The organism is Staphylococcus coagulans (assembly GCF_022557135.1).
In the GTDB taxonomy this organism is placed as follows: Bacteria; Bacillota; Bacilli; order Staphylococcales; family Staphylococcaceae; genus Staphylococcus; species Staphylococcus coagulans.
In genome coordinates this window covers 47,322-69,814 of sequence record NZ_CP092966.1, presented here as the reverse complement: position 1 = coordinate 69,814, position 22,493 = coordinate 47,322, and the positions used below count along the sequence as shown (strand labels likewise).

Below are 22,493 nucleotides of genomic sequence, written 5' to 3'. Positions count from 1 at the left end.
TTCCTGCAATTATATTTATGATCACTTAGTTAAAAGTCATTTCCAATAATGATCAAAATGGTCTTTACCGCCTATATCATCAAATATATATTTTACTTTTTCCATGAGCTGTCTTTCATCTTTTCCGTTTAAATCTACTTCTAAATCATCTATTGAGTGGGAATTTACATTAAATAATTTTCTTGCCTCAATATCGTCAAGATATGCACCTTTAATATTATTAAATTTTAGATATGTTTCAAAGATTCGTCGTAAAGGGTTTAACATCATTTCCGGTTTTCTACGTATGTATAACCATTTAACTTCAGACCATAAAGCATCATAGCTAGTTTTTAAGTCATCTTCTTCATTATTTATAAAATTGAATTGTGTTTTAACACCGTTCTTAAACAAATGAATCGTAGTTTTATCATATGTTTCTTTTTTATGCCCATTCCACCATAAATACCTAGCATTTAAATAAAAATGTACATTATGAGTTAAAATAAATATTTGTCTATCACCTATATTCTTGAGTAATTCTTGAATTTTAGCAATAATTAAATATTGTACTGTATCATCATTGCTATTCATTGGATCATCAAAGATTATTACAGTATCATTACTTGCTTTCAATTTAATATTTTCTAAGTTATACATAAACCAAAGGAATGCTACTATATTTTTTTCTCCTGTACTCAACGTTTCTATATCTCTAAGCTCTTCATCATACCCTTTAATACTATACTGTCCTTTTTGTCCATCTTCATTTACATTAATTAATGTAAATGATTGATTTCCTAGCCTTTTTAATAATTTGTTAATATTTTCAGCTGCTTTACTTTCATCAACTGTTTTAGATAGCAAACTTTTTAACTTTTCTTTCTCAACCGATAGTTCTTCTTGTTTATTATCAAATATAGTTTTAATTTTTTCTTTGTGAAATTTAATTTTTTCTAGTTCTGATTCGATTTCATAATAATTATTTTCTTTAAGTTCTATTGAAACTTCATTCAATTTAAGTTTCGCTCGTGCTTCTTTTTTTATTTCTTCCAAATTATTGTGAAATATTATATTTTCATTAACTAAATCATTGATTTCTAATACTATTTCACTAAATCCAGATGGCGGATTAATTGTCAGTTTTTTTAAAGGTAAAAAAATATTTTCTTTCTTTTCCGCAAGTGCATTAAGTATTGAATCAAAAAATATATTATAATCCTCTTTATATTTCATTATTTTTGTATTAACTTCATTAATTTTACTGTGAAAATTAGTATAAAATTTATTTATTTCTAATTCTTTTAATTTTTTTATTTCTGTTTTTCTGTTATTAATTATAGTTACTTCATCATCTATCTTTTTTTCTAAATTTTTCATTTCATCATTAAAATAACTATTTAAATCATCCAATCGTGATTTGTTAACTATTGAACCACAAAAAGCACAATAATCTCCTTCTGCATGCAAATGTAATCCCTTTTTTACCCAATTCATTTTATCACTTGATTGAAAGTTTAAAACTACTGATTTTGTAACGCTTATTGTAATAATTTGATTTACAGATTCTAAAACATCTCTACCATCAATTTCATTTAAATTCACTTTTTTTATAACATCAATAGTACTTTGTTTTTCATTATTTCTTTGTTCTAACACTTCATCATCACTTAAAGAATCAGCATATTTGATATCTCTTTTAAAATCATTTTTATTGTATTTTATCCCCGTCCATTCAGGGTGATTGTTTTTTATTCTACTAGCTGCCCTTCTATAAAAATCATCAATTTTATGTTCTAACTCGCCAAGTTTATTTTTGGCTATATTTAATTGAGAAAAAGTATTGCTATTCAATTCATCTGAATTGATTAAGTCTTCAGTTAATTTATTAACTACTTTATTTTGAATATCAATTTGAGCTTGTAATTTTGCATTTTCGCTTCCTAAAGATATAGCATTTAACTTCCCATTTTCTGCAATAACACTATGAAATCCTTGGAACACAAATACATTATGACTGTCAGAGTATTGATTTATAATTTCTTCTGTAATTGAACTTTTTCCAGTACCATTTTTACCATAAATAAAATTTTTTCTCTTGAAGCCCGACATTTTTTTATTATCAAACCTATCTATTGGAAGTGAAATTTCGAAAATCATATTATTCCCCTCTTTATATTTTTTTAATTATATAGCCTATCACTTATGATACGCTTCTCCCCGCATTATTTTAAATGCTCGATATACTTGCTCTAACAAGATGACGCGTATCATTTGATGAGGAAATGTCATTTTACTGAATGACAATGCGAAGTTGCTTCGGTTTAAGACGTCTTGATGTAAGCCATTAGATCCCCCTATCACAAAGGTAAAGTCACTCGCACCTTGCGTCATACGTTGATTTAATGTTGTGGATAAGGCTTCAGAGCTAACCATCTCACCTTCGATTTCCAATGTGATGACTGTAGATTGGGGTTTGATTTTACTTAAAATACGTTGGCCCTCTTTTTGTTTCACTTGTTCGACTTCTTTATCGCTCATCGTTTCAGGTGCTTTTTCATCTGGAACTTCAATCATTTCTAATTTTGTGTATGCCCCTAGTCTTTTGCTGTACTCTGCAATAGCTTGCTTCCAGTATTTCTCTTTCAGTTTTCCAACTGCGACAACAGTAATTTTCATTTTGACCTCCATTGTGAATAAACGTAAAGTTATCCACAAGTTATTCAGTTATTCACATGTTTATACCCATTATAACGTTTTTTGCATAAAGTTTGTACACAGTATTTTAGAAATTGCATCCTTTTATTGTGTATAAACCTGTTGATATGTGGATAACTTTGTTAGTAACTACGTTATTAACATGTGAATTGTGTGTAAGTCATATACTTTGTGCACACATTTGGGGATAAGTGCGCCACATTTTGCACTTTTATTCACTTCCGCAGATGCTCTTTCCTATTCCTATTATTTCATCCCTTATCTCATCGCTTTACATGATATTTACCCTTTAAAACGCTTTGTATAAAGATAACATTTTAAATTTTCACCGAATTTTTCTGGTCTCAAATAGATTTGCCACTATCACTCAATACTACTCTACTTCTTTTTCATACCAATGTCTTATATAAAAAGAGATTGAAACACTAAAATGTCTCAATCTCTTTTTTTCTTCATACTTATAATTCTCAAGCTAAAAATGCTCTCTATTCAATATAACTACGTCCATAATTATCCATTTGGATCTTAAACAATTACTGCTCTCTCGTTGCATTCATTTTCAATTCATATTCAACACCCTCAAAACGACTGAGTACATATGGATCATGAGAGATGACTATCATTTGTAAACCTTCTATATTTTGTAGCATATCGAGCATCAAATCTTCATTCATTACATCTAAATTCGTAGTAGCTTCATCTAATATCAACACTTCAGGCTCAACGATGAGTGCCTTCGCAATCCATAAGCGTTGAAATTGACCGCCACTTAATGTTTGGACCCGTTGTTGAAGCATTGATTGCGGGAGTATACATTGCTTAAGGACATCGTCTATTTTTTGACTGTATGTCGCCTTATCAAATTTAAAATTTTTCAATGGGGCTTTCAAAACGGCTTCGACTGTTTTGTGATTGTCTAACGTGTCTCTTTCATATTGTGGGACATACTGCACGCGCTTCATCCAGTCTTTTGGTTTAAAGTCACGACAGCGCTGATCATTCCACCAGACTTCCCCAGAATAATCTTGATCGAGCCCTGCGATAATACGTGCGAACGTCGATTTCCCGCTTCCACTTTCACCTTTAATGCGTAAATGTGTGGTAGGCATTGTGATGTCAATATGGTCCAAAATAGTACGCCCATCTATTTTTTTAGTAAGATTTTTAATACGTAACATAGGCATTTCTCCGATTGGCTGCTTCAATAAGTTGTTGGGTGTAAGGATGCTTCGGTCGTGACAATATTTGTGTTACAGGGCCTGACTCTATCATTTCCCCTGATTTCATGACACTGACATGCGTGGCGTAACGCCGTACGAGGTTAAAGTCATGTGTGACAAAGAGCACAGTGAGGTCACGCTGACGGATGACTTCCATTAAGTGATGCATGAATTTTTGACTGTTCTCTTGATCCAGTGCACTTGTGGGTTCATCTAAGATTAAGCAGTCGGGTTGTCTAACCAATGCCATGATAAATGCGATACGTTGTGTCATGCCCCCACTTAATTCAAAAGGATACCTTTTTAACAACTGTTCAGGTTGTGATAGACCTAATTGTGTCATCATTTGATGAATCTCACTTTGTTGGTCTTTGCGTGATGGTCGCTTCGATTTTGTCGCGTATAATGCATTAAAATGCTTTTGTAACGTCACATTTTGAAACATATTACTTTGGACATCTTGAAAAACAGCATCGACTTGAGCTAAGTCTACAGCGATGGTACCTTTCTGCTCGAGTTGTGGCGCATTCATTTGTAAAATCGCACGTGTCAGCAAAGTCTTCCCGCTTCCACTTTCTCCTATGATGCAGTGAAATGCACCTTTTGTGACTGTCAAAGCAATATCTTTTAATAAGATGCGATCTTGATGCGTTATTGTAAATTGATCCACGCTAATTATTTCATCGTTTGAACGTACTTTTTGTTGAGTAACTGGCATATTAACGCATAACCTCCTAATAAAAGACCTGGATAGAAAAACAGCCACGGCGCTGTATTGAAGTAGCTCTTGCCGTCGAATAAAATGGTGCCCAGTTCAGGCGTAGGGGGTTTAAGTCCTAATCCTAAAAAGGCAAGTCCTGAGATGCTTAACATCATTTTTCCAAAATCTGCAGTGACTAGCGCAAAAATATTTCGTATCATGTGTGGCATAATATGCGTCATTGTCGTTTGAAATTTTGAATAACCACTCAACACCGCAAATTGTACGAAAGGTCGTTTCTGTAAATCACGGGCTAAATTTCTGAAATAGCGTAAGTAACGACCGACCCATCCGATTGTAAGTGCAAAAACAAGTCCAAAGACTGAATCACTTAAAAAGCTAAGGACAGCGAGTGCGATAATAAATGATGGAATCGCGAGTAACATATCCGCTATAAACATGAATGCTTTATCTACCCAACGTCCTAGCATCGCTGACGTAAGTCCCATAATCAAGCCAATCGTCACACTAAGGTAGACCACACAAGCCGTTAAACTTAATGTTACGCCACTTCCTATGATGAGACGGACTAGAAAATCTCTGCCACGTTGATCTGTTCCCAGTAGATTTGAAAAGTTCGGGCTTTGAAGTTGAGGATGTCCTTCATTTGGTTGAAACCATACATATAAGATTAAACTGATAAGGAACAGTCCAATACTACCCCATATGAGCCATTGTTGATGCTGCTTATTCATTGGCTTCTTCCTTTCCTAACTTCTTACCACGCTTCATACGTACACGCGGTTCGCTTTTCAAAATCATCATATCTCCCACGTAATTGACCAGCATGATACTGAAAATAACTATGATGATAATCCCTTGTATTAGCGGGTAATCACGTTGATTAATAGCGTTGATTAGTAGCTTTCCTAAACCCGACATACTAAAAATCACTTCCAAAATAACTGCTTTTCCAAATAAATGAATGATACTATTCACAGAAATGGTTAATAACGGCGCAAAAACAGCTTTTATTTGAACATAAAGACGATCTTGTAATCGGTAATGACGTAACTGTGCTAACCGGTATGCCTCTAACGTTGTTGTACTTTCGATTAAATGTGCTGTCATTAACAAGATATGACAACCTTCAATTAATACGATGACAGCAATCGGCAAGATGAAGTGTTGCCACGTCTGACTGCCTACAAAAGGAACAAGATGCCATTTCACGCCAAAATAATATACAAATAAAATGGCGAGCCAATATTCTGGCATCGATGTGATGACTTGTGCGAAACCACGAATAAAACTTGCGATACGTGTATGCGCTTGGAGGCCTACAAAATAGCCTATCGCATAACCGAGTGGCAATAAAATACACGCAGATATGATGATGAGCTTCAACGTCGGTACAATCGCTTGAATCATCAATCCCATAACACTTTCGTTCGTGATAAAACTGTAGCCTATATTTCCTGTCAAAGCATGGCCTAGCCAATCGAAATAGCGAAATAATAGATTGCCACTTAAACCTAAATGGTGTTCGGCTGCTTCAATATTCGCTTGCGTGATATGTGTGTATCCATGTCTTTGCAAATACAATAAGGCTGGGTTACCCGCTGTATGCTCAACGAGACAAAAGATAATAAATGAACTCACAATCACATACACAAAAAGTCTCATCGTACGTTGGATCACTTTATTGTTTCACTTTCAATTTTTCATAATCAATCGGTGCATCTGTTAATCCTGAGAATTTGAAGTTTTCGATGCGATCACTTGTGACAAATGTTTCATTCGGATAAGCAATTGGCACACCATAGTAACCTTTGTTGAAGTGTTTAAATATTTCATTAAAGGCTTGTTGTTGATCACCTTTAGATAGCTCTTTCGGAAACGCTTCTAATTGTTTAGATAGTGTCGGATCATTTGCGAGTACACCTGGTTGGTTATCTGCATTTTTAAAGACAGAATTCATAAACTGATACGGCATTAAAGCATCTGAATAAGTTCGATAGAAAATCATATCGTAATCTTTTTTCGTCCATAGAGTATCGTAATAAGATTGTGTATCTAACGTTTTAATTTGAACTTTGATGCCTGCTTTCTTTAAATCTGATTGAACTTGTTCTGCTTTATCTTTCCAATTTGGAAATTCTGCAGTTTGAGTAACAAGATTAAATTGTAACGGTTTGCCCTCTTTTTCAAAAATACCATCTTTATTTTGCTCATAGCCTTCTGATTTCAGCGCTTTTTTCGCAGCTTTGACATCAAAAATGTGCTTTTCTTGGTTATTTTCATTGATGAACTGCACGTCTTTTTGGAAAATCCCTTTCATTTCTTTATCCGATAAGTGCTTCGTATCAATGCTTTCACTGATGGCTTGACGTATTGCTTTATTTTTTAGAACCTCTTGTTTCGGATTAAATGCCATAAAGTGACTCACAGTGCTTGGCGCATCTTCCACGTGTAAGTCTTTTTGATCTTGGTGTGACTTAATTTGTTGTTCTGTTAGCATTCCAAGTGCACCTCCTGTTACGTCAATGGAGCCACTTTGTACGGCAGCATTTCTAGAATCGCCGTCTTCAATCGTTTGGAAGTTCAAATGATATTTAACTGGGTGATCATTGTTAAAATGCGGGTTCGGTTTCATAGAAGTTTGTTCTTTACCTGTTTTATCTACCATTAATGCGCCTGTACCTATTGCCTTTTTAAACTTTCCTTTTGTTTTTTCTCCTTCAACTGCATGTGGACTCATGATTCGGAGTGGTCTAACTTGTGTTAATTCATTCAAAACTTGATTAGACGGTGTTTTCAAATGAATTGAAACTGTGTGTTGATCATCAACAGTCACCTTGTCTAGTTGTTTTAAAGTTTCGACCGTTGTTTCTGGGTTCATTGCTTTCGCACGTTCAATGGAAAATTTAACCGCTTCAGCATTCAAAGGCGAACCATCAGAAAATTTCACGTCTTTTTTAAGATGGAATGTATAAACTTTCCCTTCACTGTCTACTGACCATTTTTCAGCAAGTTTAGGTTTAACACCGCTCTTTTTATCATATTGAACTAATGGTTCATACACTGCACTATACACAGGCATTGCTGCATCATAGCTTTGTGCATCTAATTGATTCGCTTTTGCTTCTGTAGGTAAGGATACAAAGATCGCTTCTTGTTTTTTATCATCATTTCCGCACGCTGTGAGCATGAGTGACGTTGTCGCAACTGCTGCGACGAATATTCTTTTTTTCATATTTAAGCCCCCGCTTTCAATGTCGCTTTAATTAAAAATGACTCTTCATAAATATTACGTAAATAATCATTTGGTGTGAGATAGAAGTCTTCATAATGCGTAATATCAATTTCTGCAGGGACTTTTTCTTTCATCACCGACACGTTAAAGCCCGCTTGCACAAAACTATCAACGACATATTTTAAAGTATGGTCTTGTGAAGGTGTTGCGCCGTATTTATTAATAGTTTCTGCCATATATTCGCGACTCGGATTATTTGTCACATCTGAAAAAGTCGCATAATAGACCCCATTCGGCTCCAATACCGCTTTAATCGCTTCAGCGTGCGCATACACATCTTCAATTAAATATAAAACTGATGTACTTAACACTGTGTGAAATCTTTGTTTTACGTCTGCCGGTGTGTCTGTTAAATAAAATTGTAATGGCCGGTTGCCTGCCATCTCTTTCGCTTTTTCTAACGATACTTTAGCTAAATCGATGCCTACACCTTGTTGAAAGGGAATCGTATCATAAAGTAAACGTAGTAAACCGCCTTGATTACAACCAAAATCTAAAACCTTTTTATCCTTAATATCTGCTTGATCTATTTGTGAAATTGTGCGATACCATGCCGCTTCATGATCACGTGCCATATCGTCATCTGTCTCGTTCCCTTTTTGCCACCAAACATCATAATTATCTTTCATAGTAGACTCCTTTACATGTAAATCATAATTGTTACGATTTACAATTGTACTATAGGAAGTTACTGAAAACAATATTCAATTACTGACAAATTGAGGCTTAAAATTTTCAATCTGTAAACGACATAAAAAAACACATGAACCTCAAGACTTTTACTTGAAAATCATGTGCTACTGTCTATCATTAATTTCATTATAATGTATATATCGGTGTAGGTATCGCTTTATCCGTGTCACATAACTTCACTTCATTTTGAGTATCAATGTCATGTTCTTGCAAGATTTGTCCGACACTCATGCGTGCCAAATCTTTCATATTGTTATCCTGTGATAAATGGGATAAATAAATCCGCTTCGTTTGACCTGTGATGACATCTTTCATTGCGTGAGCTGCGTCTTCATTTGACACATGGCCCATATCGCTTAAAATTCGTTGTTTCGTCTTCCACGGATAACGACACATTCTTAACATATCGACGTCGTGATTACTTTCAAATATAAAGGCATCACTACCACGAATCATACCTTTCATGCGATCAGAGACATAACCTGTATCCGTAATCATCGTTAACTTCTTATAGTTATTATGAAAAATATAAAACTGTGGATCAATCGCATCGTGTGAAACGTTGAATGATTCTATATCAAAACCTGCAATAGACTTCGTTTCATACGGATTAAATACAAATTTCTGGTCTAGCGGGATTTTAGAATCCTTTTTATCAATACATGTCCATGTTTTTTCATTGGCATAAATTGGAATACCGAACTTACGTGCAATGACGCCGAGACCTTTAATATGGTCGCTATGCTCGTGTGTCACGAGAATGCCACTTAAATCTGAAATTTTCCGGTCGATTTGATCGAAAAGTGCTTCCATCTTTTTCCCTGTTAGTCCGACATCGACCAACAAGCTGCCTTGTTCACTTTCTACATATGTCGCATTGCCGGTACTACCGCTTGCGAGTACACTCATTCGTATCAAGTGACCACCCTTTCTATTGTTCTATAATTTGTGGATTCGAGGATACAGCTTCTACATAATATGTATGCACCCCGTTTTTATCTTTAACTTTAATTTCCCAGTTAGCTTGTAAAACTTGAATATTTGTCTCTTTTACAACAGTGTAATAGCCGAGACGGATACTTTCGACTTCTTCACCATGTTTTAAATATTGATTATAATAAAGTGCTTCCAATGCTTCTCTTGCACGTATGACTTTTTTAGGCTCATTATTGGTCCCCTTAGACGGAAGGATGTCTTCCATCGTGGACTGTTCATATGATTTTGTACTGTCACCTTTCACCTCAAAAGTCAACTCTGCACGATTATTATTCATAATCGGAAAGCCTCTATACGTTTGTTCGTATTTAATTTGACCGTCATTTGTTTCATGGTACTGGTACTCATTACCTTTATAGATTTTATCATCTATATAAGGTTTTAAATGAGAAATCGGATCAACTTTGACGTCTACACGTTCATCCATTTCTTTAGATAAAGTATGGCCATGATTACTGACCTTAGCTTTATTGTTATCTTCTGCTTCTTCTTTAAAGTCTTTTGAACGTGCTGTAACCAATTGCATTTTGACATGACTCACATCAGGTATACTTTTTGGCAGTTTAATATTTTCTCGTTCAAAGTTGACCGCATTATCGTGTTCGGCATCGCTAATTTTAGATTTATTCACTTTATCTTGATAAACAAAAATTAAACACACATTGACGAGGAGAAAGACAAGTATGAACAACGTTTTAGTGCGTTTCCAGTTCATGTTTCCACCAACTCCCCATCTTTGTATTCATACCATTTATGATTATATTTAATATACCACGTTGGCGTAAACTCACTGCCTTCTTGAATTTCAATTCGATTTTGAGGTCCGCGAATGGCACTCATTTTATAGCCGACTACCATTTGTTCCACTTTCGTCAAATCAATATTGCCCTTACTTGCTAATGTAGAACGTACATCTTCCGCATCCGGCATCGATTTCGGTTCTTCACCATTATCAATGGTCACATTTGTTTTTAAGAGACCTCGACTATATTCGTATAATCCACGCTCACCCCAAAGTACACGAATTTCATTCAATTGGTTTGGATAAAATATCGGTCGTCCATTGAGAAACATTTGATACATAATTTCCCCTTGCTTGCTATTTGCACTAAACAAGCGGAAATCATCTGTAAAGCCCCCATGCTTATTAATAAAGTCAAATGCACGTGGCAAGCTAATATTCATATCGCGTGTACTATGCTCATCTTCGGACAGATTCGTATAGTCATACGTTTCTTTATCCGCATTGTAATTCACAACCCCTGTATTGTTATTGTACGTTGTGTTACCACTATTTGTTGTACGTACAATCGGCGTATCATCAAAGAGAATCGAGTTTAAATCTTCTACATTAATATGATTAAAAATCGTACGATATGATTTCAAATCTTTCGGTGCTTTTAAAGCGTATAAATACGTTGCTTTATTGACTGTACTTCGATTCGTCACGATATCCGAATACGGTTCTAATTCATCACGCATATGATCAATTCGCTGCTGGATTACTTTTGTATCAAGATTCGTTTCTAATTTAATGGCACGCTGATGGTTCGGTTGCATCGCATACAAAACGACATGCTGATGATCATCAATATCTAATATTAAACGATTAAATTTAAAATTCGCCGGTACTTTTGCTGGCATCTCAACGACTTCGTTTAGATACATGGATAGCGGTATGTCTGCCGGGAAGTCTAACACGACAAAATGATGGCTCAAATCTTTCAATAACACGACTTGATCATTTTGAATATCTTCAACTTCAATAATACGATGTTTTTGGAATAGAGACATCATCTCATTAACATCTTTATTTGCAGGCATCCCTTTCAAATGATCATGGTCCACATGTACGAGCTGTAAAGGCGTGATGACCTGATTAAATTGCTTGTCATATCGCGTACCAATCGCTTTCGGTGTATCTTTTGTTTGTGGGTTGTCAACGTTCGTTAAATCTGGCGAAAAGTTCCAAATCATGACTGTAAGTACTACACTGGAAAGAACGAGTAACACTAATATGATAGATTTAATCAGTTCTCTAGTTCGCATCCCAATCACCATCTTCTATTGTTTCACATGGAAGTGTGATAAAAATCGATGTGCCTTGTCCTTCAACACTATTGGCCCATATACGACCGTGGTGGGCTTCGACAATCTCTTTAGAAATCGCTAATCCGAGACCTGTACCACCCATTTTTCGTGTTCTTGCTTTATCTACGCGGAAGAAACGATCAAAGATTTTATCGACTTTATTGATCGGAATCCCGATACCATTATCTTTGATCCGAATTGTTAAACGGTTATGCACCGTGTTTTGTTTCACGTGGAACTCTACACGTTTTTCACCACGAGAATATTTCATCGCATTCGTAATCACGTTATCAAACACTTGTGTCATCTTATCTGGATCAATTTCCGTAAAAATGGTTTCTCTTGGAATATCACGGACAAAAGTGGTATCTTTCGCAGCCATTTCATGTCGATTAATAATTTTATTGATAAACATATTAAAATCGACAATCTCTTTCGTAATAGGCTCAGTTTCATTATCCATTTTAGAAAGATGCAGTAAATCGTTCACTAATCGAATCATCCGCTCTGTTTCTTCACGTGTGACTGATAAAAATTGAGGTGCAATCGATTCATCTCGCCATGCGCCTTCTTCTAGGGCCTCGATGTAACTATTCATTGAAGTCAATGGTGTACGTAATTCGTGCGATACATTGGCCACAAATTCACGTCGTTCACGCTCAATTTGTTGTTGTTCTGTAACGTCATGTAACACAGCGATATAACCTGTCACAAAGCCAGTTGCTTGAACAATGGTACTAAAATTAACGCGAACGATGATACCTTCTTCTTCATTAATGTCTAATAAGAAACTATCATTGTTTTCGTTTAATTCTTCAAGTGTAAATTCTTCACTTAAATCAATGACATCAAAAATAAAATGTCCCGAGACTTCCTCTTTAGACTTACCCAACATTTTAAGTGCCATATCATTAATAATACGTACGCGCCCACGTCTATCTGTGGCGATGACACCATCACTCATATGTGTGATAACAGAATCTAAGCGTCGTTTCTCACTCTCTGTATTCGCTTGTGCCTCTTGCACACGTTTCGACAAGTTATTAAAAGCAAGTGCAAGTTCACCAATTTCGTCATTACCGTATATTTTCACACGCTGCGTATAGTTCCCTTTTGACATTTCAACCGTTTGATTACGCATATCTGTAATGGGTTTAGTAATCGTACGTGCAATAAAGAAACCTAAAATGACGGTAATAATTAAAGAAATCCCTGTACCGACGATAAAAATTTGGTTGATATCATTTAATTGATCATAAACTTGGTTAATATTAGATTCAATATAAATATCACCAATTAAACCATCGTTCGTACTTACAGGCATGTTTTTAATCCATACCCGTTGCTTACCTTCACCATAATCTTTTAAAACGGTGTCAGAGTTCTCTTGACCTAATGACAAGGCCTTTTGAATTGAACTCTCATTTGCTTTTTGATTAATAATTGTACGGTTTGACTGTTTCGATGTCGCAATAATAATTTGATCTTTATCAATGAAACGAATTTCTATCATTTCATTGCGATTTGCATATTCGTTTAATAAATTTTGAATATCTTTTTGAATATTTCCGGACTCGTTGTCATCCGCATATATTTTTTCAATACCGAGCTCAATTTGTTTTGCATTTTGAGATATATTCGTTTTAAACGACTCTGTCATTTCTTTTTCGAGACTGTTTGTAAAATATAGCCCAATAATTTGCATACCAATAATAATCAATAGGACATAGACAATAACAAGTTTCGTGTGAAGGGATTGAAATTGTTTTAACCACTTCATATTGTGCGTCCTCTAATCATGTTGTTGCAAGAAATATCCTACTCCACGACGTGTCACGATATAGTCTGGATGTGAAGGATCATCTTCAATTTTTTCGCGTAATCGACGAATTGTAACGTCAACCGTGCGCACATCACCAAAATAGTCATAACCCCAAACCGTTTGAAGTAAATGTTCACGCGTCATGACTTGTCCCATATGTTTAGATAAATAATGAAAAAGCTCAAATTCACGGTGTGTTAAATCAATGTCCTCACCGCGTTTTTTAATAGAATATGCATCTGGATAAATCACAATATCTTTAATTGTAATTTCATTTGTTTGCATATGATTTTCTTGGCTCGGTTGGGCATAATGGCGACGTAAATTGGCTTTTACACGTGCAATCAATTCGCGTGTACTAAATGGTTTAGTCACATAATCGTCTGCACCCAATTCAAGACCAAGCACTTTATCGATTTCTGAATCTTTCGCAGTCAACATGATGATTGGCATATCAAATTTTTTGCGGACTTCACGACACACTTCCATACCGTCTTGTCCTGGTAACATAATATCCAATAAAACAATGTCCGGCTCTTTTTCATAAATCAAATCCACCGCATCGTTACCATCATAAGCAACAAAAACGTCATATCCCTCTTTTTTGAGGTTGAATTCTAATATATCTGCAATTGGCTTCTCATCATCGACTACGACCACTTTTCTTGCCATAAAACATGACCCCATTTCTTAAAATTGCAATGATTATTCGTTACAAACTGGCATAATCCTATACCTTATAATGTATCATTAAAGTCTTGTGAATTCTATCTATTTAACTATTCGCTTCTATAAAACGAATGCGGATGACAACGACCTGCATTTAAATGTACAAAAAAGCAGTGTCTCAGCCTCTTTTGAGACTACTTCACTGCCTGAGCATAATGAACTTCTATATTAAATAAAATGAATTAAGATTAATAAAACAATGACGATGCCACAAAAGATACCAACTTTTTTCTGTATACGCATGACAGAGAGTGTCATCAATAATAAGCCAACGATATTCAATAAGAATACCACATGATTTTTGTATTGTGCCACATCCAATAATGCTAATATACCCATTATAATCACGATGGCTAAGCCACTGATAAATAAAATTTTCTCAGTAGGTTGAACTTCCTTTTTAAACACAGCAATCGTCCTCCTCATTTCTATACACTTTTATAGTAAAAAACACGTCACTCACATTATAAAAGTTCTCATTTTTGATATATATTTATGAAAAAAAGCCATTGTCGTTCACTTTCATGAACTTCAATGACTTTCGTTTGAGCTAAAACTATTGTTTTAGGCTGATTTAGCGGTCCCGACGGGAATCGAACCCGCGATCTCCTGCGTGACAGGCAGGCGTGTTAAACCGCTCCACTACGGGACCATATTTCATGGTGACTCCTACGGGACTCGAACCCGTGTTACCGCCGTGAAAGGGCGGTGTCTTAACCGCTTGACCAAGGAGCCTTTCTTAAACACAAGATTGATTATAGCATCAGGAAATCAAGTTGACAAGATTTTTTTGAATTTTTTTTGTATAATTTTTCATATAATGTTTAAAAGGGGGCAACATATGGAAAAACAAGTAAAATCAGCCGTTCCATACACGAAAGAAAAACCAAAAAAGCAACTTCAATTTTTTAAAAAGTTTTTCTTTATGACATTGGGTGCAGTATTAATGGGCGTCGCACTTGAACTTTTTCTCGTTCCAAACCATTTGCTTGATGGGGGAATTGTAGGGATTTCAATTATCCTTTCTCATTTATTAGGACTCAAGTTAGGGATATTCATTTTTATACTGAATTTACCTTTCTTCTTTTTAGGTTATAAACAAATAGGGAAAACTTTTGCGATTTCAACTTTATATGCGATTTCTGTTTTATCTATTGTCACTATCGTTTTGCATCCGATCGATCCTGTCATACATGATAAATTTTTAGTAACAATTTTTGGAGGAGCTGTATTAGGTATCGGTGTCGGTATTGTCTTAAGGTATGGGGGATCCCTCGACGGTACAGAAATTTTATCGATTTTAGTTCATTCGAAAATACCATTTTCAGTTGGAGAAATCGTAATGTTTATTAATTTCTTCATATTTGGTATTGCAGGCTTTGTTTTTACGTGGGAGAGTGCTTTATTCAGTGTTGTAGCTTATTTTATCGCTTCTAAAATGATTGATACTGTCTTACTTGGTTTTGACGAATCGAAATCAATATGGATTATTAGCGATGCTTATAAGGAAATAGGAGAAGCTATTAACTCCCGTCTCGGTCGTGGCGTCACATATTTAAAAGGAGAGGGCGCTTATACGGGAGAAGATAAGCGTGTCATCTTCTGTGTCATTACACGATTAGAAGAAGCAAAATTAAAAGATATTGTCATGGCCATTGATGAAACCGCATTCTTATCTATAGGTAATGTTTCTGAAGTTCGTGGCGGTAATCATCGTAAACGTGATATTCATTAATGTTAATGGTAAAGGAGGTTAACGATGAAGAAAAAGAAATCACAAATCTCTTTTGGATTACAAACACGTCAAAATAGCCGTTCACTCATTTATAAAGCATTGTACCAACTCAATGATGTCGTACTAGGCGTTATCTTTTTAATAGGAAGTTTTCTCTTCTTTTCTGATTCAACTGTCTTTGAGGGTACCGTTTTATTTGTAATTGGGAGTATTCAAATGATTATTCGTCCTTTGATTGCGATGGTTCACGATTTACATATGGCAATCATCGAGAAACGAGAAGGAGATTAGTCGAATCGCAATGATTATCATCAATGTCATCATTATTTTAGTTTTATTTCTATTAATTGGTTATATATCTGGGACATACAAAGACGACTGGCTCTTTGTGAAGGCATGTGGTGTCAGTCTTGTCCTTATGATCACAGCTTTATTATCACTTGCGATAGCGGGCGGTCTTGTTTATATCTTATTCGCTTTTCTATTACATGAAAAAGGGAGTATATTTAATATATTAGTTATTTCTATTTTGGCTGGTGGTTTTTTACAGTTTTTCTTTGTTCGTTATATGATGCGATTGAATGCCTATAACGAAACGTTAATTGAAATTTTAGAGTATTTTATTCAATGGACCACCATACTCTTTACACTTTATCAATTTATTATTACATCCAAAGGGACGATGGCTTTTATTAGTACCTTAAAGATCAACACACATTCTCTGAATATCACATTATTAAATATCGTTATCTTACCTGTCCTTCTCATCAGTTGGATCGGGATTGCGATGACGAAAGTTTATATTAAAGATCATTATAAAGATGAATAAACAAAAAGCGACAAGCAGTGGCCCCTCTAAAGACCATCGCTTGTCGCTTTTATAATTGATTTTTATAGACTATTTTATAAGGAGGCAGTCTTACCGGAGTGTCGCCGATAGACTTACCGAAGTCTAAATACTTACCATAATTTTTCAACGATATTCGTTTGATTACGGTCAGGACCTACAGAGAAGATAGAAATATGGACGTTACATAATTCTGAAATACGCTCTAAGTAACGACGTGCATTTTGTGGTAATTCGTCTAAACTACGTACACCTGTAATATCTTCAGTCCAACCTGGTAATGTTTCAAAGATAGGTTTACAACGTTTTAAGTCGTTTAAGTTTGCTGGGTATTCTGTAATCTCTTTTCCATCTAATTCATAAGCTGTACAGATTTTAACCTCTTCTAAGCCAGTTAAGACGTCGATAGAGTTAATTGATAAATCTGTAATCCCACTTACACGACGAGAGTGACGTAATACAACGGAGTCAAACCAACCTACACGGCGTGGACGACCTGTTGTTGTCCCATATTCACGACCGATTTCACGAATATGGTGTCCTTGTTCATCAAATAATTCTGTTGGGAATGGACCATCACCTACACGTGAAGTGTATGCTTTACAAACGCCGACTACTTTTGATACATTTGTTGGTCCTACACCAGCACCAACTGTCACGTTACCCGCTACAGGGTTACTTGATGTTACAAAAGGATATGTTCCGTGATCGATGTCTAACATCACCCCTTGCGCACCTTCAAAAAGCACGCGCTCATCAGCTACAAATGCATCGTCTAATACTTTCGCAGTGTCTGTCACATAAGGTGCAAGACGTTGACCTGCTTGATAGTATGTCTCAAAGATTTCATCAAATGATGGTGCAGATTGACGAAACATGCCTTGAAAATAATCATTTTTATATTCTAAATTTTCTTTTAAACGTTGTTCGAAAACTTCTCTATCTAATAAATCTGCAACGCGAATTCCAATTCTTTGTGCTTTATCTACGTATGCTGGGCCAATACCTTTCTTAGTCGTACCGATTTTATTATCACCACGACGCGCTTCTTCAAGCTCATCTTGCTTAATGTGATAAGGTAGGATGACGTGTGCGCGGTTTGAGATGCGTAAATTATCTGTTGAAATACCTCTTTCATTTAAACCGTCTAATTCTTTTAATAAAGCAACAGGATCAACTACTACACCGTTACCAATCACTGCAAGTTTATCTTTATAAAAGATACCAGATGGTACTAAATGTAATTTGTATGTTTCACCATCAAATTTAATGGTATGTCCTGCATTGTTACCGCCTGAAAAACGTGTAATAACATCTGCTTGTTCCGCTAAAAAGTCTGTAATTTTACCTTTTCCTTCGTCTCCCCACTGTGTCCCAACAACTACGATTGATGACATAAGAGCACCTCCAAGTTTTCTCAATTAACCAAAGAGTATTCTACCAGTATCACAGTATGATTGCAAATCAAAAAACGAACATTATCGTGTCATTCAGATAATGACATCTAGCATATGATATAAAGTAATGTGAATCCTAGAACCACGCGTAATAGAAGCATTGAATGCCATTTCATACAATTTCTAAAATCCTAACTTACGATAAATATAAGTAAAGAAACCAAACTAAAAACCGTACTTTAAAAACAAAAAATCGTTTTTCGTACGGTTTTTAAGCTAAATATTTTTTATCCCATCTCTGCGTGGGCGTAATCAATATCCGTAAATTTATTGTATTGTTTCATGAAATGCAATTTGACTGTTCCAGTGGGGCCGTTACGTTGTTTTGCAATGATGATTTCGATTTCTCCATTCTCATCATTCGTTTGCGGTTCAAAACCACCATCATCGTCATCATCATCTCCGTCGCCACGATTATAATAATCATCACGGTATAAGAATGCGACAATGTCCGCATCTTGCTCAATTGACCCTGATTCACGTATATCACTCATCATTGGTCGCTTATCTTGACGTTGTTCTACACCACGTGAAAGCTGACTCAACGCAATCACAGGACACTCTAACTCACGTGCAATCGCTTTAAGCATTCGAGAAATCTCAGAAACTTCTTGTTGACGGTTATCTGACGAACGAGAACCGCTGCCTTGTATTAATTGTAAATAATCGATTACAATCATATCCAAACCGTGCTCTTGTTTAAGACGGCGGCATTTCGAACGAATATCTGTAATACGAATCCCTGGCGTATCATCGATAAAAATTTTAGTTCGTGACAATTTACCTACTGCCACAGTAAATCGATTCCAGTCTTCTTCAGTCATTGTCCCTGTACGCAAACGATTGGAATCGACATTACCAGAACTACAAATCATACGTGTCGCAAGTTGGTCTGCACCCATTTCAAGCGAGAAAATGCCCACTGTATATTGGTCTTCATGTGTCGCGACTTTTTGCGCAATATTTAAAGCGAAGGCAGTCTTACCTACAGAAGGCCGGGCTGCGAGAATAATTAAATCATTTCGGTTGAATCCTGCCGTCATTTGGTCTAAATCGCGATATCCTGTAGGAATCCCAGGTGTTTGACCACTATTCTGATCGAGCTGTTCCGCATTGTCATAAACTTGTCCCAACACGTCACGAATATCTTTGAAGCCATCACTTTCACGTGTAGAAGAGAGCTCTAGAATACGACGTTCAGCATCGTTTAAGACGGTATCTAAATCTAATTCATCGTTATAGCCATCATTCGCAATACTATCTGCTGTATGAATCAACTTACGTTTAATCGCATTTTTAAAAACGACATCCGTATAATATTGAATATTACGCGTTGTCGGTACATTGGTTGTAATTTCAGCGAGATATTGTGGTCCACCCGCTTCATTCACGACACCTTCTTGTGTTAGTCGATCAAGGACAGTCACAATATCTATATCTTGTCCATCTTCGTTTAAACCCATCATGGCACGGAAAATGTGTTGATGTGCGCCACGGTAAAAAGATTCTGGCAACAACACTTCTTGTGTCGATGACATCAATTCTGGATCTAAAAAGATTGCACCTAAGACAGACTGCTCTGCCTCATGACTGTGTGGCATTCGATTGTGTTCAAACATTTCATCCATGCCGAGGACCTCCTCATATTTGTTACATATCTTAACATATTCTATTATAAACCTTACATTCCGGCAATGGTTGTCCGTTATATGCCGTGATAAAGATATATGATATAAAAAAGCTGGTGACTCTGTCGTCCCAGCTTTTTCTATGCTTATTGCTCTACAGTGTGTACACGAATTGTACCTTCCACTTCTTTATGAAGTTTAACTGGCACATTTGTATATCCTAACGCGTGAATACCTTGAGGTAGATCCATTTTTCGTTTATCTAATTTAATATCATGTTGCGCTTTAAGTGCTTCAGCAATTTGTTTCGTACTGATAGAACCGAATAATTTGCCACCTTCACCTGATTTCGCTTTAACTTCGACTTCAAGTTCACTTAATTTTTCTTTTAAAGCTTTCGCATCTTCAAGTTCTTGTTGCTTGTCTTTTTCGATACGTTTATTCTTTTGATCTAATTGTTTAAGGTTTCCAGGTGTTGCTTCTACTGCATAGCCATTTTTAATTAAGAAGTTGTTCGCGTAACCAACTGGCACCTCTTTAACTTCTCCTTGCTTACCTTTACCTTTAACATCTTGTGTGAAAATTACTTTCATGATTCGTCACTCCTATCCATTTGTTCGTTGATCACATGTTGTAATTTTTCAATGGCTTCCTCTACAGTCACACCTTCAAGTTGTGTTGCTGCATTGGTTAAATGACCACCGCCACCGAGTGCTTCCATCGTCAATTGAACATTGAATTCACCAAGTGAGCGCGCTGACATACCAATTAAGTTTTCCTCGCGTCTTGCTACAACATAGGATGCTTCTACTCCATCTAAACTTAACAGTTCATCCGCTGCCTGTGCAACTGTAACTGGATGATAAATTTTTTGATCCGAGCCATGTGCAATCGCAATGCCATTTTCTTGTAGTTTCACAGTACGAATCAACTCTGAACGATTGATATACGTTTCTATGTCATCTTTTAAGAAATGTTGCGTTAATATCGTGTCTGCACCGTGCGCCCGTAAATAGCTCGCAGCATCGAAAGTACGTGACCCTGTACGCAATGTAAAGTTACGTGTATCGACAATAATACCTGCATACATCACTGTGGATTCGAGTCGCGTCAAACGCTGTTCTGTCGGTTGATACTCGAGTAACTCTGTAACAAGTTCTGCTGTCGAACTTGCGTAAGGTTCCATATAAATAAGTAAAGGATTGGAAATAAAGCTTTCACCACGACGATGGTGGTCAATTACGACTTTACGATTAGCTTTATTTAAAATATTTTCATCAATCACCATCTCTGGTTTATGCGTATCTACGATGACTAAAGTCGTTCTAGACGTCATCATATTCCACGCATCATCAGATGTGATAAAACGTTCTTTTAATTCTGGTTTTTCATCAATTTCATCCATCACACGGCGAAGTGTTGGATCGATGTCGGAATCATTTAACACAATATAGGCATCAAGATTATTCATCATTGCAAAGCGTGTCACACCGATTGCTGCACCGATGGCATCTAAGTCCGGGCGCTTATGACCCATTACAATCACTTTGTCGCCTTCTAATAATATATCTTTTAATGCGTGAGAAATGACGCGCGCTCTTACACGTGTCCGTTTTTCCATCGGGTCAGTCTTACCGCCATAGAAACGAACATTCCCGTTCATATTTTTAATCGCAACTTGATCTCCACCACGACCTAAAGCCAAATCTAGACCAGATTGTGACAATTCTCCAAGGTCAATTAAATTTTCAGAGCCTTCCCCAATACCAATACTGAGTGTCAATTGTGCGCGATAACCCACACTTTTTTCACGAAGCTGGCTCAAAATATCAAATTTCGTATCTTCAATGTCTCGTAAAATACGACGATTCATATAGGCAATAAATTGATCGGAACTGTATCTTTTGAAAAAGACATCGTGTTCCTGTGCCCATCGACTAATCACACGAGTGACCATAGAGTTGATTTCTGAACGTTGTGTATCATTCATATTTTGCGTTAACTCATCATAGTTATCCAAAAACAACGTTGCAATAATTGGCTGTTGATCATCGTAAGCTTGTTGTATTTCAGCTTCTTCAGTTGAATCCAAGAAATACAAAATCCCTTCATCTTCTGAATACTTCACGCGATAATGGTATGCGCCATCTTGCATCTCTATCTCTTTTGCTTTTTCAAGCTGTTTTAAAATATTAGGATAGATTTCATTAATGGGATCCGAAATCACATTGCGATCAAAACGTTCGGTCATAAAAGGGTTGACCCATTCTATCCGATCATTTTCATCCAATACGATTAACCCCATAGGCATCGTTTTGGCAGCTCTATCACTTGCGAGCGACACCTTTCCACTCAAATCATCTAAATAACGATCAAAGCGGCGATACAGCCGTCTAAAAATGAACAAACTGACGATGAGCATCACAAAAACAATGATAGCAGCTATAAAAGCCAAAAAGCGATTAAAGAAAAAGGACACACCTACAATAATCAATGCTGTCATCGTAATTACAAGGAACGGAACAATCAGTGCTTTCTTCATTGAATGACGGTTCATCTTGT

General features: G+C 36.1%; 21 protein-coding genes and 2 tRNA genes. 3 read left to right on the top strand and 20 right to left on the bottom strand.

All coding sequences use genetic code 11. The features are described from left to right. Positions 1-36: 36 nt before the first annotated feature. From KM149_RS00345 to KM149_RS00270, 16 genes are all read right to left on the bottom strand, one after another. Positions 37-2,139 carry an AAA family ATPase gene (locus tag KM149_RS00345; protein WP_214970719.1) on the bottom strand — a complete coding sequence of 701 codons (2,103 nt, stop codon included), beginning with the start codon at positions 2,137-2,139 and terminating at the stop codon, positions 37-39. A gap of 39 nt (positions 2,140-2,178) precedes the next feature. Next, positions 2,179-2,658: a 23S rRNA (pseudouridine(1915)-N(3))-methyltransferase RlmH gene (gene rlmH / locus KM149_RS00340; RefSeq protein ID WP_214970722.1), complete on the bottom strand. Its 480-nt coding sequence runs from the start codon at positions 2,656-2,658 to the stop codon at positions 2,179-2,181. Positions 2,659-3,230: 572 nt separating this feature from the next. Beyond that, entirely contained in the window at positions 3,231-3,875 is a 645-nt protein-coding gene (locus KM149_RS00335; protein WP_215021760.1) for an ABC transporter ATP-binding protein, read from the bottom strand. After that, positions 3,862-4,635: an ATP-binding cassette domain-containing protein gene (locus tag KM149_RS00330; protein ID WP_214970727.1), complete on the bottom strand. Its 774-nt coding sequence runs from the start codon at positions 4,633-4,635 to the stop codon at positions 3,862-3,864. The genes KM149_RS00335 and KM149_RS00330 overlap by 14 nt, the downstream gene beginning before the upstream one ends. Beyond that, positions 4,593-5,372 carry an ABC transporter permease gene (locus KM149_RS00325; RefSeq protein ID WP_214970730.1) on the bottom strand — a complete coding sequence of 260 codons (780 nt, stop codon included), beginning with the start codon at positions 5,370-5,372 and terminating at the stop codon, positions 4,593-4,595. The genes KM149_RS00330 and KM149_RS00325 overlap by 43 nt, the downstream gene beginning before the upstream one ends. Further along, a complete protein-coding gene (locus tag KM149_RS00320; protein ID WP_214970733.1) occupies positions 5,365-6,318 on the bottom strand; it encodes an ABC transporter permease in 954 nt (317 codons plus the stop codon). The genes KM149_RS00325 and KM149_RS00320 overlap by 8 nt, the downstream gene beginning before the upstream one ends. A 1-nt stretch (position 6,319) precedes the next feature. Continuing rightward, a complete protein-coding gene (locus KM149_RS00315) occupies positions 6,320-7,873 on the bottom strand; it encodes an ABC transporter substrate-binding protein (protein ID WP_241415428.1) in 1,554 nt (517 codons plus the stop codon). Between the two features lie 2 nt (positions 7,874-7,875). Then, positions 7,876-8,562 (bottom strand): class I SAM-dependent methyltransferase, encoded by a 687-nt coding sequence (locus KM149_RS00310; protein WP_103356125.1) that lies wholly within the window; start codon positions 8,560-8,562, stop codon positions 7,876-7,878. Between the two features lie 190 nt (positions 8,563-8,752). Continuing rightward, positions 8,753-9,535, bottom strand: coding sequence for an MBL fold metallo-hydrolase (locus KM149_RS00305; protein WP_103356124.1), 783 nt, complete (start codon positions 9,533-9,535; stop codon positions 8,753-8,755). 22 nt (positions 9,536-9,557) lie between these two features. After that, positions 9,558-10,337 (bottom strand): two-component system regulatory protein YycI, encoded by a 780-nt coding sequence (locus tag KM149_RS00300; protein WP_165545386.1) that lies wholly within the window; start codon positions 10,335-10,337, stop codon positions 9,558-9,560. After that, complete coding sequence (locus KM149_RS00295) at positions 10,334-11,671, bottom strand: YycH family regulatory protein (RefSeq protein WP_241415427.1); 1,338 nt, start codon at positions 11,669-11,671, stop codon at positions 10,334-10,336. Before KM149_RS00295 ends, KM149_RS00300 begins: the two co-directional genes overlap by 4 nt. Then, entirely contained in the window at positions 11,661-13,493 is a 1,833-nt protein-coding gene (gene walK / locus KM149_RS00290; RefSeq protein ID WP_050329614.1) for a cell wall metabolism sensor histidine kinase WalK, read from the bottom strand. The genes KM149_RS00295 and walK overlap by 11 nt, the downstream gene beginning before the upstream one ends. Positions 13,494-13,505: 12 nt before the next feature. Next, positions 13,506-14,207 (bottom strand): response regulator YycF, encoded by a 702-nt coding sequence (gene yycF, locus KM149_RS00285; protein WP_016425750.1) that lies wholly within the window; start codon positions 14,205-14,207, stop codon positions 13,506-13,508. A 225-nt stretch (positions 14,208-14,432) separates the two neighbouring features. Continuing rightward, positions 14,433-14,672, bottom strand: coding sequence for a hypothetical protein (locus KM149_RS00280; protein ID WP_103356121.1), 240 nt, complete (start codon positions 14,670-14,672; stop codon positions 14,433-14,435). A gap of 170 nt (positions 14,673-14,842) precedes the next feature. Continuing rightward, a tRNA-Asp gene (locus KM149_RS00275) sits at positions 14,843-14,916 on the bottom strand. An 8-nt stretch (positions 14,917-14,924) separates the two neighbouring features. Beyond that, positions 14,925-14,999 (bottom strand) — tRNA-Glu (locus KM149_RS00270). 106 nt (positions 15,000-15,105) lie between these two features. On the opposite strand from KM149_RS00270, the gene KM149_RS00265 reads away from it, so the two are divergent. Genes KM149_RS00265 through KM149_RS00255 form a run of 3 tightly spaced genes read left to right on the top strand, consistent with a single transcriptional unit; the run spans position 15,106 to position 16,828 of the window. Then, the gene (locus tag KM149_RS00265) at positions 15,106-15,999 is read left to right on the top strand and encodes a YitT family protein (protein ID WP_050344924.1); all 894 of its coding nucleotides are present in this window, start codon (positions 15,106-15,108) and stop codon (positions 15,997-15,999) included. 24 nt (positions 16,000-16,023) lie between these two features. Further along, entirely contained in the window at positions 16,024-16,290 is a 267-nt protein-coding gene (locus KM149_RS00260; protein WP_214970739.1) for a YrhK family protein, read from the top strand. A gap of 10 nt (positions 16,291-16,300) precedes the next feature. Then, positions 16,301-16,828 carry an SA1002 family membrane protein gene (locus KM149_RS00255; RefSeq protein WP_214970742.1) on the top strand — a complete coding sequence of 176 codons (528 nt, stop codon included), beginning with the start codon at positions 16,301-16,303 and terminating at the stop codon, positions 16,826-16,828. A 131-nt stretch (positions 16,829-16,959) separates the two neighbouring features. Here the strand turns inward: KM149_RS00255 and KM149_RS00250 are convergent, their stop codons facing one another. From KM149_RS00250 to KM149_RS00235, 4 genes are all read right to left on the bottom strand, one after another. Further along, positions 16,960-18,243 (bottom strand): adenylosuccinate synthase, encoded by a 1,284-nt coding sequence (locus tag KM149_RS00250; RefSeq protein WP_103356119.1) that lies wholly within the window; start codon positions 18,241-18,243, stop codon positions 16,960-16,962. A 287-nt stretch (positions 18,244-18,530) separates the two neighbouring features. Continuing rightward, the gene (gene dnaB / locus KM149_RS00245; protein WP_214970745.1) at positions 18,531-19,931 is read right to left on the bottom strand and encodes a replicative DNA helicase; all 1,401 of its coding nucleotides are present in this window, start codon (positions 19,929-19,931) and stop codon (positions 18,531-18,533) included. A gap of 146 nt (positions 19,932-20,077) precedes the next feature. Next, positions 20,078-20,524 (bottom strand): 50S ribosomal protein L9, encoded by a 447-nt coding sequence (gene rplI / locus KM149_RS00240; RefSeq protein WP_050344919.1) that lies wholly within the window; start codon positions 20,522-20,524, stop codon positions 20,078-20,080. Next, the gene (locus KM149_RS00235; RefSeq protein ID WP_165545391.1) at positions 20,521-22,488 is read right to left on the bottom strand and encodes a DHH family phosphoesterase; all 1,968 of its coding nucleotides are present in this window, start codon (positions 22,486-22,488) and stop codon (positions 20,521-20,523) included. Before KM149_RS00235 ends, rplI begins: the two co-directional genes overlap by 4 nt. Positions 22,489-22,493 lie beyond the last annotated feature (5 nt).

What these genes read in the sequence shown, in the direction of transcription:
- KM149_RS00345 (WP_214970719.1), bottom strand. Translation starts at nt 2,139, where the DNA reads ATGATTTTCGAAATTTCACTTCCAATAGATAGGTTTGATAATAAAAAA.
- rplI (WP_050344919.1), bottom strand. Translation starts at nt 20,524, where the DNA reads ATGAAAGTAATTTTCACACAAGATGTTAAAGGTAAAGGTAAGCAAGGA.
- KM149_RS00265 (WP_050344924.1), top strand. Translation starts at nt 15,106, where the DNA reads ATGGAAAAACAAGTAAAATCAGCCGTTCCATACACGAAAGAAAAACCA.
- yycF (WP_016425750.1), bottom strand. Translation starts at nt 14,207, where the DNA reads ATGGCAAGAAAAGTGGTCGTAGTCGATGATGAGAAGCCAATTGCAGAT.
- KM149_RS00325 (WP_214970730.1), bottom strand. Translation starts at nt 5,372, where the DNA reads ATGAATAAGCAGCATCAACAATGGCTCATATGGGGTAGTATTGGACTG.
- KM149_RS00310 (WP_103356125.1), bottom strand. Translation starts at nt 8,562, where the DNA reads ATGAAAGATAATTATGATGTTTGGTGGCAAAAAGGGAACGAGACAGAT.
- KM149_RS00235 (WP_165545391.1), bottom strand. Translation starts at nt 22,488, where the DNA reads ATGAACCGTCATTCAATGAAGAAAGCACTGATTGTTCCGTTCCTTGTA.
- KM149_RS00295 (WP_241415427.1), bottom strand. Translation starts at nt 11,671, where the DNA reads ATGCGAACTAGAGAACTGATTAAATCTATCATATTAGTGTTACTCGTT.
- KM149_RS00330 (WP_214970727.1), bottom strand. Translation starts at nt 4,635, where the DNA reads ATGCCAGTTACTCAACAAAAAGTACGTTCAAACGATGAAATAATTAGC.
- KM149_RS00335 (WP_215021760.1), bottom strand. Translation starts at nt 3,875, where the DNA reads ATGTTACGTATTAAAAATCTTACTAAAAAAATAGATGGGCGTACTATT.
- dnaB (WP_214970745.1), bottom strand. Translation starts at nt 19,931, where the DNA reads ATGGATGAAATGTTTGAACACAATCGAATGCCACACAGTCATGAGGCA.
- KM149_RS00305 (WP_103356124.1), bottom strand. Translation starts at nt 9,535, where the DNA reads ATGAGTGTACTCGCAAGCGGTAGTACCGGCAATGCGACATATGTAGAA.
- KM149_RS00260 (WP_214970739.1), top strand. Translation starts at nt 16,024, where the DNA reads ATGAAGAAAAAGAAATCACAAATCTCTTTTGGATTACAAACACGTCAA.
- KM149_RS00255 (WP_214970742.1), top strand. Translation starts at nt 16,301, where the DNA reads ATGATTATCATCAATGTCATCATTATTTTAGTTTTATTTCTATTAATT.
- KM149_RS00315 (WP_241415428.1), bottom strand. Translation starts at nt 7,873, where the DNA reads ATGAAAAAAAGAATATTCGTCGCAGCAGTTGCGACAACGTCACTCATG.
- KM149_RS00300 (WP_165545386.1), bottom strand. Translation starts at nt 10,337, where the DNA reads ATGAACTGGAAACGCACTAAAACGTTGTTCATACTTGTCTTTCTCCTC.
- KM149_RS00250 (WP_103356119.1), bottom strand. Translation starts at nt 18,243, where the DNA reads ATGTCATCAATCGTAGTTGTTGGGACACAGTGGGGAGACGAAGGAAAA.
- walK (WP_050329614.1), bottom strand. Translation starts at nt 13,493, where the DNA reads ATGAAGTGGTTAAAACAATTTCAATCCCTTCACACGAAACTTGTTATT.
- rlmH (WP_214970722.1), bottom strand. Translation starts at nt 2,658, where the DNA reads ATGAAAATTACTGTTGTCGCAGTTGGAAAACTGAAAGAGAAATACTGG.